8 protein-coding genes are annotated in these 14,038 nt (G+C 70.8%); 5 read left to right on the top strand and 3 right to left on the bottom strand.

The window, feature by feature from the left end:
- The first annotated feature begins 34 nt into the window (after positions 1-34).
- The 4 genes from MKW14_RS11440 to MKW14_RS11455 all read left to right on the top strand — a co-directional run bounded on the left by MKW14_RS11440 (position 35) and on the right by MKW14_RS11455 (position 7,905).
- The gene (locus MKW14_RS11440) at positions 35-1,561 is read left to right on the top strand and encodes a glycosyl hydrolase family 28 protein (RefSeq protein WP_240861800.1); all 1,527 of its coding nucleotides are present in this window, start codon (positions 35-37) and stop codon (positions 1,559-1,561) included.
- Complete coding sequence (locus MKW14_RS11445; protein WP_240861802.1) at positions 1,558-4,899, top strand: putative Ig domain-containing protein; 3,342 nt, start codon at positions 1,558-1,560, stop codon at positions 4,897-4,899. The genes MKW14_RS11440 and MKW14_RS11445 overlap by 4 nt, the downstream gene beginning before the upstream one ends.
- Positions 4,900-4,924: 25 nt before the next feature.
- Positions 4,925-6,184, top strand: a complete 1,260-nt coding sequence (locus MKW14_RS11450; protein ID WP_240861805.1) for an alginate lyase family protein — start codon at positions 4,925-4,927, stop codon at positions 6,182-6,184.
- 137 nt (positions 6,185-6,321) lie between these two features.
- The gene (locus MKW14_RS11455; protein ID WP_240861808.1) at positions 6,322-7,905 is read left to right on the top strand and encodes a carboxylesterase/lipase family protein; all 1,584 of its coding nucleotides are present in this window, start codon (positions 6,322-6,324) and stop codon (positions 7,903-7,905) included.
- 188 nt (positions 7,906-8,093) lie between these two features.
- Here the strand turns inward: MKW14_RS11455 and MKW14_RS11460 are convergent, their stop codons facing one another.
- Together MKW14_RS11460 and mmuM are read right to left on the bottom strand one after the other, a co-directional pair.
- Positions 8,094-9,149 (bottom strand): LacI family DNA-binding transcriptional regulator, encoded by a 1,056-nt coding sequence (locus MKW14_RS11460; protein ID WP_240861809.1) that lies wholly within the window; start codon positions 9,147-9,149, stop codon positions 8,094-8,096.
- 165 nt (positions 9,150-9,314) lie between these two features.
- The gene (gene mmuM / locus MKW14_RS11465; protein WP_240861811.1) at positions 9,315-10,244 is read right to left on the bottom strand and encodes a homocysteine S-methyltransferase; all 930 of its coding nucleotides are present in this window, start codon (positions 10,242-10,244) and stop codon (positions 9,315-9,317) included.
- 133 nt (positions 10,245-10,377) lie between these two features.
- Here mmuM and MKW14_RS11470 point away from each other — a divergent pair, with 133 nt between their 5' ends.
- Positions 10,378-11,844, top strand: a complete 1,467-nt coding sequence (locus MKW14_RS11470; RefSeq protein WP_240861813.1) for an APC family permease — start codon at positions 10,378-10,380, stop codon at positions 11,842-11,844.
- Between the two features lie 237 nt (positions 11,845-12,081).
- Here the strand turns inward: MKW14_RS11470 and MKW14_RS11475 are convergent.
- Positions 12,082-14,038, bottom strand: a 1,957-nt coding sequence (locus MKW14_RS11475) for an autotransporter-associated beta strand repeat-containing protein (RefSeq protein ID WP_240861815.1), incomplete at its 5' end; no start/stop codon positions are given.

Consider the following 14,038-nt stretch of genomic DNA (forward strand, 5'->3'; position numbering starts at 1 on the left):
TCCGTTTCATCCGTTTGTTCGCTAGGAGTCCTGCATGAACACGCCCTTGTCCCGCCGTACGGCCCTCCAGGCGGCCGGCGCCACCGTGCTCGCCGCCGGCCTGTCGTCAGGCCTGACCGCCACGACGGCGCAAGCTGCAGATGACAACTCCGTGCCCCAGCTGGTCACTTATCCGCTCCCCGCCACCATGCCGACCAACACCAGCTTCAGGGTGCGGGTGCGCACCGCCCCCGACGGGGACTGGCAGACCCTGGACATCTACCGGCCGCAGCTCGAGGAGATCAACCCGACCACGGGCTCCGGCAAGGTCTACAACTCCTCGATGGTGTACTTCGACTTCCGGGGCTCCGTCGAGATCGAGGTCACCTACCTCAAGGGCGGCACCACCAAGGCCCGGGTGAGACCGGACGCACTCGGCATCAAGCCCGAACTCGGTGGCGACACGCTGGTGTTCACGCTCGACGAGCCGAAGGACGTCGTCGTCCAGATCAACGACGAGATCTTCGACTGCCTGCACGTCATCACCAACCGCGTCTGCCCCAACCCGCCCTCGCCCGACGATCCGGACGTCATCTACTTCGGCCCCGGCGTGCACAAGGTCACCGGCAACGTCCTCACCGTCCCCAGCGGCAAGACCGTTTACCTCGCCGGCGGCGCCGTCCTGCAGGCACAGGTGTACTTCAAGAACGTGGAGAAGGCCGCCCTCACCGGCCACGGCATCCTCAACGCAGGCCCCGGCGGCATCCTCTGCGAGGGCAGCAAGAACATCCGCGTCGAGGACGTCATCATCCTGAACCCGAACGGCTACTCGGGCACCTTCGCCATGAGCGAGAACGTCCACGTCAAGAAGGCGCGGTCGTTCAGCTCGAAGGGCAACGGAGACGGTTTCGACGTCTTCTCCTCGACGGGGATCGTCTTCGACGGCTGTTTCATGCGCAACTCCGACGACTGCTTCGCCATCTACTGCCACCGCTGGGACTACTACGGCGACACCCGCGACATCACCATCCAGAACTGCACCCTGTGGGCTGACGTCGCCCACCCGATCAACGTCGGCACGCACGGCAACACCGACGCCCCCGAGGTCCTCGAGAACCTGGTCATCAGGAACATCGACGTCCTCGACCACCGCGAGCCCCAGATGAACTACCAGGGCTGCATCGCGCTGAACCCCGGCGACTCCAACCTCATCCGCAACGTCCGGATCGAGGACGTCCGGATCGAGGACTTCCGCTGGGGCCAGGTCATCTACATGAAGGTGATGTTCAACCCGAAGTACAACACCTCGGTCGGAGCCGGCATCGAAGACGTTTACGTCAAGAACCTCAGCTACACGGGCACGCACGCCAACCCCTCCCTCTTCCTCGGCTACGACGCCGATCACGCCATCAAGGACGTCACGTTCGAGAACCTGGTGATCAACGGCCTGGTCGTCGCCGACTCGATGAAGAAGCCGAGCTGGTACTACACCACCGACGAGATCCAGTGGTACTACAACGAGCACGTGACGAACCTCAGGTTCATCACCACCGCCGAGGCAGAGGCGGGGGCGGCGTCGTGACCATCCCCGCACCGAGCCGCCGGAACTTCCTCGGCGGTACGGCGGCCGTACTGCTGGCGTCGGGCGTGAGCGGTCTGCTCGCGCCCGGCGCGGCCCGGGCGGCCGGCCGGAACGACACCGGCGCCGCCCGCCGTGCCTTCGCCCATCCCGGACTGCTGCACACCGCGGACGACCTCGCCCGGATGAGGACAGCCGTCGCCGCGAAGCAGTCCCCCGTCTACGACGGCTACCTGGCCCTCGCGGCGCACGCCCGCTCCCAGTCGACGTACCCCGTCCAGAACACGGGCCAGATCACCACCTGGGGCCGCGGCCCCACCAACTTCCAGAACCAGGCCGTCGCCGACTCGGTCGCCGCCTACCAGAACGCCCTCATGTGGGCCGTCACCGGCAACAAGGCCAACGCCGACAAGGCGCGCGACATCCTCAACGCCTGGTCCGCCTCCCTGACGGCGATCACCGGCGCGGACGGTCCGCTCGGCGCCGGACTGCAGGCCTTCAAGTTCGTCAACGCGGCCGAGCTGCTGCGGCACACCGGTTACGACGGCTGGGCAGACGCGGACATCGCCCGCTGCGAGGCATCCTTCCTGGACGTCTGGTATCCGGCCGTATCCGGTTACATGCTCTACGCCAACGGCAACTGGGACCTGACGGCGATCCAGACCATCCTCGCGATCGGCGTGTTCTGCGAGGAACCGGTCCTCTTCGAGGACGCACTGCGCTTCGCCGCGGCCGGCGCCGGCAACGGCAGCATCCTCCATCGCATCGTCACGGATGCCGGCCAGGGCCAGGAGTCCGGCCGCGATCAGGGCCACGAACAGCTCGCTGTCGGCCTGACCGGCGACATCGCCCAGGTCGCCTGGAACCAGGGCGTCGACCTGTGGGCGTTCGACGACAACCGCATCCTCGCCAACTTCGAGTACGCCGCCCGCTACAACCTCGGAAACGACGTTCCCTTCGTCCCCGACCTGGACCGCACCGGCAAGTACATCAAGAAGACGGTTTCCGCGATCAGCCGCGGCTCCTTCCCGCCGATCTACGAGATGGCCTACGCCCACTACACCGACGTCCGGGGCCTCGACGCCCCGTACACCAAGGCCGCCGTCTTCCGCGGCACCGGCGGCGCCCGTGTCGTCGAGGGCAGCAACGACGACCTGCCCAGCTGGGGCACCCTCGCCTACGCCGGCGCGACAGCGCCCGCGGCCACCGCGCCGACGGCTCCCGCGGGAGTCGCGGCGGTGGGTGACGCCGGAGCGGTCACCGTGAGCTGGCTGCCGTCCACCTGGGCGACCTCCTACACCGTCCGCCGGGCCACCAGGCCCGAAGGGCCCTACGAGGAGCTCTCCACCACCGTCGACAAACCGACATACACGGACTCCGGCGCCCGTACCGGACAGACGTATTACTACACCGTTTCCGCCACCAACTCCCAAGGGGAGAGCGGCGACTCCAGTGCCGTCTCCGCCACCGCCGGACTTCCCACCCCCTGGGCCACCCAGGACGTCGGCACCGTCAGGATTCCGGGTTCCGCCCTCTTCGACGGCGAACGGTTCGTGCTGGAGGCGAGCGGGACCGCGGACACCTACCGCCTGGCGTATCTGCCGCTGCGCGGCGACGGCAGCGTCACCGCGCGGATCGTGTTTCCGCTCAGTTCCCAGTACTCCAAGATCGGCGTCGCCCTCCGCGCCTCCCTCGACGCCGACGCGGCGCACGCCGCCATGCTGGTCCAGGGGCTCCCGCTGTACACCTGGAGCGGCGTGTGGAGCGTACGACCGGCCGCCGGGGCGGACGCCTCGGCGACCGGCAGCACACCCGTGCCGCCGACGCAGCAGGACGCGATCACCGTGAACGCGGGCTTCCCGATCTCCAGCCTCGGCGCGCTCCCCGAGTCCGCGACCCCGCTCGAGGCCCCCTATGTCGAGGGCGCGGGAGACGGTTACCGACTGCGCGCACCGTACTGGGTCCGTGTCACCCGAAAGGGCCGCCGCTGCACCGGCGCGCTCTCCCCGGACGGCATCCGCTGGACCGAAGTCGGCTCCACCGAGGTGCAGTTGGGGAGCACGGCTTACGCCGGACTGGTCCTCACCTCCTGCCTCGGCGTCGACGAGGACTACGCCGAGACCGGCACCGGCGCCTTCGACAACGTCACCGTGACCTCGGCCTCCGGCGAGGTGTGGTCCGTCCCCCGCCCCGCCGCACCCTCCGCCGGCCTCACGGCGTCCAGCGGCGCCGACGCCGTCGAGCTGGCCTGGACCGACCCGGACCCCTCGGCCCGGTTCAAGGTGCTGCGCGCCACGGACGCCGACGGGCCGTACCACACCATCGCGACCGGCGTCGGCGCCGTCGGTTTCGGCACCCGCGTCAGGTACACCGACGCCACCGGCTCACCGGGGACGACGTACCACTACGCCGTCACCAAGACGAACGCCGGCGGACGCGGCCCGCTCTCCCAGCCGGCCGCCGCCCCCATGCCGAGCCCGACCACCCCCCAACCAACCTCCGCCGCAACAGCGTTCGCCAACAAGGGCGTCCCGTTCCAGCACCTCCTGCGGGCCACCCACGACCCCGTCCGCTTCGCCGCCACCGGTCTCCCCGACGGCCTGCGCGTCGACCGACGCACCGGACTGATCTCCGGAACCCCCACCGAGACGGGCGAGTTCACCGTCACCACCACCGCGGGCAACGCCACCGGCGACGGCACCGCGACCCTCACCCTCACCGTCGGCACACCCCCGCCCGCCCCCTGGACCTACGGCGACCTCGGCGACGTGATCCTCGACGACCGCGCGTACGGGACGCTCGGCGTGGTCGCCATCCGTACCCCGGGCAGCACCTCCTACGACGGCGGGACCTTCACGGTGCGTGGCGCGGGCGTGGACCTGAACGTCAACGGCCAGGGAATGACAGGGCAGTTCGTGCGACAGTCCGTCACCGGCGACTGCACGGTCACCGCCCGACTGGTCTCCCGTACCGGAGCGAGGGCCGACCGGGTGGGGCTGCTGATGGCCAAGTCCCTGTCGCCCTTCGACCAGGCCGCCGGAGTCATCGTGACCGGCGGGACCGGTGCGCAACTGATGCTGCGCAAGACGGTCGCCGCGGCCTCCGTCTTCTCCGGCACCGCCACCGTCCAACTGCCCCTGCTGCTGCGGCTGAAGCGCACCGGGACCGTCTTCGCCGCGGCCGTCTCCACCGATGACGGCGCCACCTGGACCGCCCTCGCCTCGGGCGAGATCCCGGGGTTCGGTGACGCCCCCTTCCACGTGGGCCTCGTGGTCTGCTCGCGCGACCCCTTGGCCCTCGGCACCACCGAGTTCGACGAGGTGAGCATCAACCCCGACTGATCCCCCATGGATTGGAGTCGCACCGATGAGCCGCACTTCCCCCCACCGACCCTCCGAACCGGGCGAGTTGAGCCGCCGCGGTCTGCTGAAGACCGCGGGCGGTCTCGGCGCCGCACTCGCCCTCGGAGGGGCGGCGGCCGCGCTGGCGGACACCCCCGCCGGCGCCGCCCCCGCGACCTTCACCCACCCCGGCATGCTGCACAACGCCGGCGACATCAACCGCGCCAAGGTCAAGGTCGCGGCGAAGACCGACCCCTGGCTGTCCGGCTGGAACAAGCTGACCGCCAACTCCCACGCGCAGTCCACCTGGACGCCCAACCCGCAGTCCACCATCATCCGCGGTGGCACGGGCGAGAACTACGGCATCCTCTACAACGACATCGCCGCCGCCTACCAGAACGCCCTGCGCTGGGCGGTGGGCGGCACCGCGGCCAACGGCGACACCGCGGTGAAGATCCTCAATGCCTGGTCGTCCACCCTGACCACCGTCACCGGCAACGCCGACCGGTTCCTCGCCGCGGGAATCTACGGCTGGCAGTTCTGCCAGGCCGCCGAACTCATGCGCGGCTACGCCGGGTTCGACCTCGCGGCCTTCCAGGACATGATGGTGAGCGTCTTCTACCCGCTCAACAACAGCTTCCTGACCAACCACAACGACGCCTGCATCACCAACTACTGGGCCAACTGGGACCTGTGCAACATGGCCTCGATCATGGCCATCGGCATCCTCACCGACAACGCCGCCAAGTACGACCAGGCCGTCACCTACTTCAAGTCCGGCGCCGGCAACGGTTCCATCGCACACGCCGTGCCGTACCTGTACACCGATTCCGACGGCTACGCGCTCGGCCAGTGGCAGGAGTCCGGCCGCGATCAGGGACACTCCATCATGGGCATGGGCCAGATGGGCGCGATCTGCGAGATGGCGTGGAACCAGGGCGACGACCTGTACTCGTACGACAGCCGCCGCTTCATGAAGGCGGCGCAGTACGTCGCCAAGTACAACCTGGGCCAGGACGTGCCCTACACCACCTACACCTGGGGCACCGGACAGAACTGCGCCCAGTCCTCCCAGACGGTCATCGGCTCCGGCTCCCGCGGCCAGATCCGCCCGGTCTGGGCGATGCTCCACTTCCACTACAACCGTCGCCTGTATCTCGACGACAAGTACATCTCCGCCATGTACTACGACCTCGTCGCCCCGGAGGGAGGCGGCGGCGACTACGGCTCCACCAGCGGTGGCTACGACCAGCTCGGTTTCGGCACCCTGATGTACGCGAAGTAACCGGTTGCGGTAGGTAGCGGTAGGTAGTCGTCCACCGCGAGTAGCCGCCGAATCGCGCTCTGCGCCGGAATATCGCCGCATTCTGTGGTGCTCTGTTGTTACCGGTGCAGTTGCGCGGTGAGGAGGCTGGTGGGCACATGACGGCAGCAGTCCGGGAACATCCCGTGGTCAGCACTCCCTACGGAGCGGTCCGCGGCCGGTACGAGCACGGGATCGCGGTGTTCCGCGGCATCCCCTACGCCGCGCCGCCCTTCGGACCGCACCGGTTCCGGCCGCCCGTCCCGCCCGAGCCCTGGGACGGGGTGCGCGACGCGGGCGCCTTCGGGCCGACGCCGCCGAAACCGCCGTACTCCGAGGCCTTCGAGAAGTACCTGTCCGACCCCGTCGTGCCGGGCGACGACTGCCTCAACCTCAACGTGTGGACCCCCGAGCCGGGCCCGGGCGCCCGGCTCCCTGTCCTGGTGTGGCTGCACGGCGGCGCTCTGACCAGGGGCTCCTCCGCCGTGCCGGTCTACGACGGCCGTACCTTCGCACGCGACGGAGTCGTCCTCGTCTCGGTGAACTACCGACTGGGAGTCGAGGGCTACGGCCTGTTCCCGGACACCCCCGCCAACCCCGGTCTGCGCGACCAGCTCGCCGCCCTCACCTGGGTGCACGAGTCGATCGCGGCCTTCGGCGGCGACCCCGACCACATCACCCTGGCCGGCCAGTCCGCGGGGGCGATCAGCATCGGCGCCCTCCTCGCCGCCCCGCAGGCGCAGGGGCTGGTACGACGGGCGGTCCTGCAGAGCGGGCCGCCCGAGGCGTTCGAACGGGACAAGGTACGGCGGATGGTGCGCCGCATGGCCACCCGGCTGAAGATCCACGCGACCGCGGCCGCCTTCGCCGAGGTCGACCGTGACCTGCTGCTGCGCACCCAGGCCGAGGTCGGAAAACTGAGCAGTCCGGTGCTCGGCGGCCCCTCCTTCGGCGTCGTCGTCGACGGCGACCTCGTACCGCGCGACCCCCTGGAGGCGCTCGTCGACGGCGACGCCGCACGAGGCGTCGACCTGATGCTGGGCTGGACCAGCGAGGAGTACCGCCTCTGGCTCGTCCCCGGAGGCCTGCTGGAACGCGTCGACCGGCTCGGCGCCGTCGCCCTCGCCGGCGCCATGGCCCGCTGCCACTGCGGCACCGAGGTGCCCCGCGGCTACCGCGCCCTCCACCCGGAGGCCGGCACCGCCGAGATCGTCGGCCAGATCGTCACCGACCACCTGCTGCGCATCCCGATGCACCACCTGGCCGACGCCCGCCCCGAGGCGTCGTACGTCTACGAGTTCGCCTGGCCCTCCAACCTCCCCGGCCTCGGCTCCTGCCACGCGCTGGAACTCGGTTTCGTCTTCGACAGCGGCGACGTGCCCGAATCGCGCAAGCTGGCGGGCGAGGGCGCGCCACAGGAGCTGGCCGACGCGATGCACGGCGCGTGGGTGCGCTTCGCCACCGACGGCGATCCCGGCTGGCAGCGCTGGGACGCAACCCATCCGGTACGGATCTTCGACGCGGGCCAGCCGCGCACCACCCTCGGCCCGCGCGACGCCGAGCTCGCCCTGTGGGCGGTCGCCGAGCCCGCGACCCCGGAGCCCGTGGCGACGGGCGCGTCCGACGGCGCGCCCCTGCGCACCGTGGAACTGCGCTCGGCGGTCCGCCGCCTGCGCCGCTCGGCCGGCTCACGGCGACACTGACGCGTCAGCCGGGTGTGGGGGCGCCGTGAGACCGTTTTCAACGCCTGGACGGCGCTACGGCCCTACGGCGCTACGGCCCTACGGCGCTATGGCCCTACGGCGCCACCGCGCCAGGGACGGGAATCCGACGCCGACGTCGCTATGGCCCGGCGCCCGTGCCGACGCCCCTTGTACCCCGCGGTGCGCCGCTACGAGGCAGGCGGTGCGACCGAGCCCCGTACGACGACGTGCGTGCCCAGCAGCAGATGCTCGTCCGGGGTTTCCGGTGTGCGGCCCAGCGCCGTGCGGACGGCCAGGCGGCCCAGTTCCTCGTAGGGGACGTGGACCGTGGTGAGGGCGGGGTGCAGGTCGCGGGCGAAGGGAATGTCGTCGTAACCGGCCAGCGAAACATCGCCTGGCACGTCGATGCCCGCCTCGTGCAGGGCGGTCAGCGCACCGGCCGCCACCATGTCCGTGGCGGCGACCACGGCCGTGAACTCTAGCCCTTCCTCGAGGGCCTCGCGCATCAGCCGGTGCCCGGAGTCCCGGGTGAAGTCGCCGTGCCGGAGCAGGACGGGGTCGGGGTCCAGCCCACGGGCGCGGTGTGCGGCGAGGTAACCGCGTTCACGGCCCTGCGCGGTGGTGTGGTCCGGCTTCCCGCCGAGGAAGAGGACACGCCGGTGGCCCTGGGCGAGGACGTGGGCGACCAGGGCGTAGGCGCCGCCTTCGTTGTCGTACTCAACAACGGTTACCGGGGCGCCGGGGCCGAGCGGAGGGCGGCCGCACAGCACCAGGCGGGAGCCGACCGAGGCCAGGGAGTCGGCGACGCGGCGGGTGCGCTCCCGGTACTCGGGGGTGTCCGCGGTGCCGCCGACCAGGATCACGGCGGCGGCGCGCTGGGCCCGCATCATCTCCACGAACTCCAGTTCGTGCTCGACGTCGCCCTCGGTCCCGCACACCAGGCACAGATGCCCGAGCCGGGTCGCCTCGCGCTCCACGCCGTAAGCCATATGGGCGAACGACGGCCCGGTGATGTCCTCCAGCACGAACGCGAGGGTGGGCGTCCCGACCCCGGCCACCGCCTTGGCCCGCGCGTCGGCGACGTAGTCCATCTCCCGCACGGCCCGCATCACCCTGGTCCGGGTCGCCGTGCTCACCGGATACACCCCGCCGAGCACCCGCGACACGGTCGACGCGGACACCCCGGCCCGCGCGGCGACGTCCCGGATGGTGCTCCGGCCGGCGTCCTCGCTCTTCCTGGTCATCCCACCCCCGCCTAGGGACAGTGGAAACGCGGACGGCAACCGGTTTCCATCGGTGACCCTAGCGCCCGGCGGGGATGCTGCACAGTGCCGCGGTCGCAGGCTGGACAGCGCCGCGGTGGGGCGGGGCGGTGGGACCGTGGTATCGAGGTGGAAGTACCTACGAACTCACTCGGCGCCGCTCAACACCCCGGCGATCCCGGCGATGGCCTCCGGCCCCACGCGGCAGCACCCGCCGATCAACCGCGCCCCGGACGCCCGCCACCCCGCCACCTCCTCCGGCGTGAAGGACGACCGCCCCTTCCACGACCGGGCCTCGGCATCCCACGCCTCCCCGCTGTTCGGATAGACGACGACGGGCTTGCCGGTGACCCGGGCGGCGATCTCGACCGCGCCGTCGACGTCGCCGGGCGCGCAGCAGTTCACCCCCACCGCGACGATCTCCGCCGCCTCGGCCGCCACGGCGAACGCCTCCTCCAACGGCTGCCCGGCGCGGGTCCGGTCGCCGTCCACGGTGTACGACAGCCAGGCCGGCACCCCCAGCCCCCGCACCGCCCGTACCAGCGCCAGCGCCTCGTCAGCGTCCGGAACCGTTTCCAGCGCGAGTACATCGGGACGGGCCCCGGAGAGCACCTCCAGCCGGGGCCGGTGGAAGGCCTCCAACTCGGCGACGCTCAGCCCGTATCGCCCCCGGTACTCGGAACCATCGGCCAGCATCGCCCCGTACGGTCCCACGGAAGCCGCGATCCACAGCGGTCGCGTCACGCCCTTCGCCTGCGCCTGCGCCTGCCGGGCCGCCTCCCGCGCCAACTCCACGCTCAGCGCGATGAGTTCGGCCGCTCGTCCCTGATCGATGCCCCGCTTGGCGAAGCCCTCGAAGGTGGCCTGGTAGCTGGAGGTGATGGCCACGTCCGCGCCGGCCTCGAAGTAGGCGAGATGCGCTTCGGTGATGGCCTCGGGCCGCTCCGCGAGCAGCCGGGCCGACCACAGCTCGTCGCTCAGGTCGTGCCCGGCGGACTCGAGCTGGTTGGACATGCCGCCGTCGAGCACGACGGGGCCGGCGGCGAGGGCCGCGGCGAGGGTGGTGTCGCTGGTCATGCCCTTGACGGTAGTCGAGGCGGAGCCGGAACCCACACCCGATTGTGTCCACTCAATGAACAGAATGCCCATCATGTGGAATGCCGGGTTACGATCACGGCCCTCCCGTCCCCGCTCCACCCCTGGAACAGCCATGACCGCCGCCAGCCCGACCGAGGCCCCCGAGCCGTCCCAGCCGTCCGACGCGCCCGCGTCATCCGACGACCTCAAGGCGTCCGGACCATCCGATGCGCCTTCCGCGTCCGCCCCGCGCCGACGGACTTTCGGCCTGGGCGCGGCCACCGCGCTGGTGATGGGAAACATCATCGGCGGCGGCATCTTCGCGCTGCCCGCCGCTGTCGCCCCGTACGGCACGGTCAGCCTGGTCGCCTTCGTCGTGCTGTCGGTCGCCGCGGTGCTGCTCGCCCTGCTCTTCGGCAGCCTCGCCCGCCGCAGCCCGGTCACCGGAGGCCTGTACGTCTACCCGCGCGACGCCTTCGGCCCCTTCGCCGGATTCCTGTCGGCGTGGTCGTACTGGACGATGTGCTGGGTCAGCATCGCGGCCCTCGCCACCGCGGTCGTCGGATACGTCGACGTCCTGATCCCCCTGCACGGAAACCACGTGCTGGAGGCGGTCGTCGCCCTCGCCGCGCTGTGGCTGCCGGCCGCCGCGAACTTCGCCGGGACGCGCTGGGTCGGCGCGGTGCAGATCGTCTCGACGGTCCTGAAGTTCGTGCCGCTGCTCCTGGTCGCCACCATAGGTCTGTTCTTCGTGCGCGCGGACAACTTCGGCCCCTTCAACGCCTCTCACGACAGCGCGCCGGGTGCGATCGCCGCCGCGGCAGCCCTGCTTCTCTACAGTTTCCTCGGTGTCGAGTCGGCCGCGGTCAGCGCGGGCGAGGTGACGGACCCCGAGCGCACCGTCGGCCGCGCGAGTTTCCTGGGCACCCTGGCCTCCGCCGTCGTCTACATCCTCGGCACGATCGCCGTCTTCGGCCTCGTCCCGCACGACAAGCTGGTCGACTCCGGTGCGCCCTTCGCCGACGCCGTGAACGCGATCACCGGCGGCTCCTGGGGCGGTACCGCGATCGCCCTGGTCGCCGTCGCCTCGATCACGGGCTGCCTCAACGGATGGATCCTGCTGGCCGCGCAGATGCCGTACGCCGCCGCGCGCGACGGACTGTTCCCGAAACCGTTCGCCCGCGTAGGCAAGGGCGGCGTCCCCGGTTTCGGCGTCTGGGCGGTGGCGGTCCTCGGCACGGTCCTGATCGCCCTGAACTACACGGCGGGCCCCGACACCACCTTCCGGGTCCTGGTCCTCATCACCACGTTCACCGGGTGCGTCCCCTACCTCCTCTCGGCCGCCGCCCAGCTCTACTGGCTGGCCCAGGGCACCCGGGCCCGCGTCCGCCCGGCGGGCCTCGCCCGTGATCTCCTCGTGGCCGCGCTCTCCTTCGCCTTCTCCTTCTGGCTGATCGCGGGAGCCGGTTACGCGGCCGTCTACCAGGGCGTGCTGTTCCTCTTCGCCGGTATCCCGGTGTACGTGTGGCTGCGCGGCCGGCAGAAGGAAGAGGACCCGGCCCCGGAAGCGGACCGGGATCCAGCCTTGACGGATGCCTGAAACCGTTCTCCCGGAGGCGGAGGCGGAGGCCGAGGCCGAGGAAGGGGCGCGTGCGGTGCTCGGCGTCGGCAAGGTGATCGCCGGCTCCGCCGGCACTGGAACCGCAGTCGGCGCGAGGCCCACAGCTAAGAATCCGGCCTCGCGCAGGCGCGGCAGGTATGGACGGTGAGTCTCACGCCGCAAGGAGCCGCGGTGAACGGCTCGATGTGAGCCCGGCGACCCGCGGTCCGCGCGCCCCTAACCCTGTGCCGCATGCCGCCCTCCCCTCCGCCGCCCACCGCGCCGCTTCACCGCGGGCACCACGAGCCCGATGAGCAACCCGACCGCCAGCGCGTACGGCCACCAACCCAGCCCGCTGCTCGCGGTGTTGGCGGTACGGGGAGCGGAGGCCACCGACGCACCGGACGGTGTGGCCGAGCGGACCGCGGGCGAATGCCCTGCGGAGATCCCGGCGGACAGGACGACGTCGTTGCCGTCGCCGCCCCGGTAGCTGATCCGGTACGTCGTGTCGGCGAGTTCGAGCCGTGCCCCCTCCTTCAGGCCCTGGAACGTGCCGCGGGTCTTCGACTTCCCCGTGTTCTCCAGCACCGTGATCTCCCGGGCCGGTGCGGATCCGGCGGCCGCCACATCCAGGTCCCCGGCGAGCCGGACGGCCCCGCCCACCTTCAACGGCCGCGCACCCAGCACAAGTCGGCCCTTCGTACTCTGCGCGTACGCACCGGACACCGTGACTCCGCCGACGACCACGCCATCGTTGGTGACGGCCCCCTTCACCGTGCCCCTGCCGCTCAGCGAGGTCACCACCCGCAGCCCCGTCGCCCCTGCGTCCAGCCGCGACCCCGCTCCCGCGAGCCGAATCGCCCGGCTGTGCACGAGGGTTGCCCCGCCGCGCAGGGCCAGCGTGCCCTTCTCCACGGTCGTCGCCCCGGTGTACGTCACCGCACTCCCCGTGAGCGTGGTGGTCGCGGCACCGGACTGCACCAGCGCACCCGATCCGTTGATCCGTGACAGGGAAACCGGTGTCGAGACGTTCTGAACGACGAGCGTGCCGTCGTTCAGCACCCGGCGCCGAGCCGTTCCCGTGAGCAGGGAGCCGTCACCGCCGCTGCCCGATCCGACCCCGAGCCGCAGCACCGCGCCCTTCCGCACCGTCGTCGAGCCGTCGTAGTACTGCTTCGCGGCGAACGTCACGTCGTTTCCGTGCGTCCCCGCGATCACCACATCGCCCGCACCCGGCGCGGAGAGCGTGTCGTGGTACTGGCCACCCCCGATCGGCGCACCCAGTGTGACGGGGCCGTTGTAGTCGAAGGTCAGCGTGGACCGGCGACCGCTCTTCTCGTGCAGGTTGATGTAAACGGTGTCTTTCGTCCCCGGCATGAAGATGGCGTGCGTCGTGCCGTCACCCCACTGCACGTCGGCGCCCTCGATGTTGGTACCTCGCTTGTTCAACTGGTGCGGAATGGCACGCCAGTTGAGGCTCGGGTCGCTGAGCGAGGGGTTCGTGTCACCGCCCCGGTCGCTGTAGCTGTACTGGCCGGTGAGGACGACCTTGCTGCCCGGCCGGGTGTGGACGTTGACGTCACTGCCGTACGCCCGCTGGTAGAAGTTCTGCCGCAGGGTGATCGTCTGGTACAGCGGGGTGTCGATGATCCAGGACCCCTGGTTGAGGACGGCGCGCGCGTTGGGCAGGGCGACCGGGTACTCGGGGCGGCCGACCGCCATCCCGGTGCCGTTGTCGATGACCCCGGAGAAGGGATTGGTCCCGGCGAGGTCGAGCGTGCCCCACATGTTCCGGGGCTGGGTGACCAGGCCCGAGCCGCTGATCGTGCCGATGTTGAAGGTCCGCGTCAGCGACAGCCGCAGGGTGCCGTCCACCCGGACGTTGAGCTGGTTCAGCTGGTAGCCGGGCGTGTTGTACGGGAAGTGACCGATCAGACCGGTTCCACCGCCCGTGCCGTACTGCAGGGTCGCCCCGCGCTCCACGGTGATCGCCGGCGGGTCGGGGTTGCTGACCGTCGTGTACGGGTGATTGCCGCCCTGGGTCCGCACGACCTGCCGTTGCCGTGACCGGGGGAGGGTGAAGTCGCTGTCCCTGGTGAGGACCAGCGTCCCGCCGCCGCGCACGGTGAGTGTGCCCTCGCCGCGGAAGACGCCGTCGTATGTCGTCGTCCCGGAGGGGACGGTGACCACCGTG

The sequence above is a fragment of the Streptomyces gilvus genome, from assembly GCF_022513565.1.
In the GTDB taxonomy this organism is placed as follows: Bacteria; Actinomycetota; Actinomycetes; order Streptomycetales; family Streptomycetaceae; genus Streptomyces; species Streptomyces gilvus.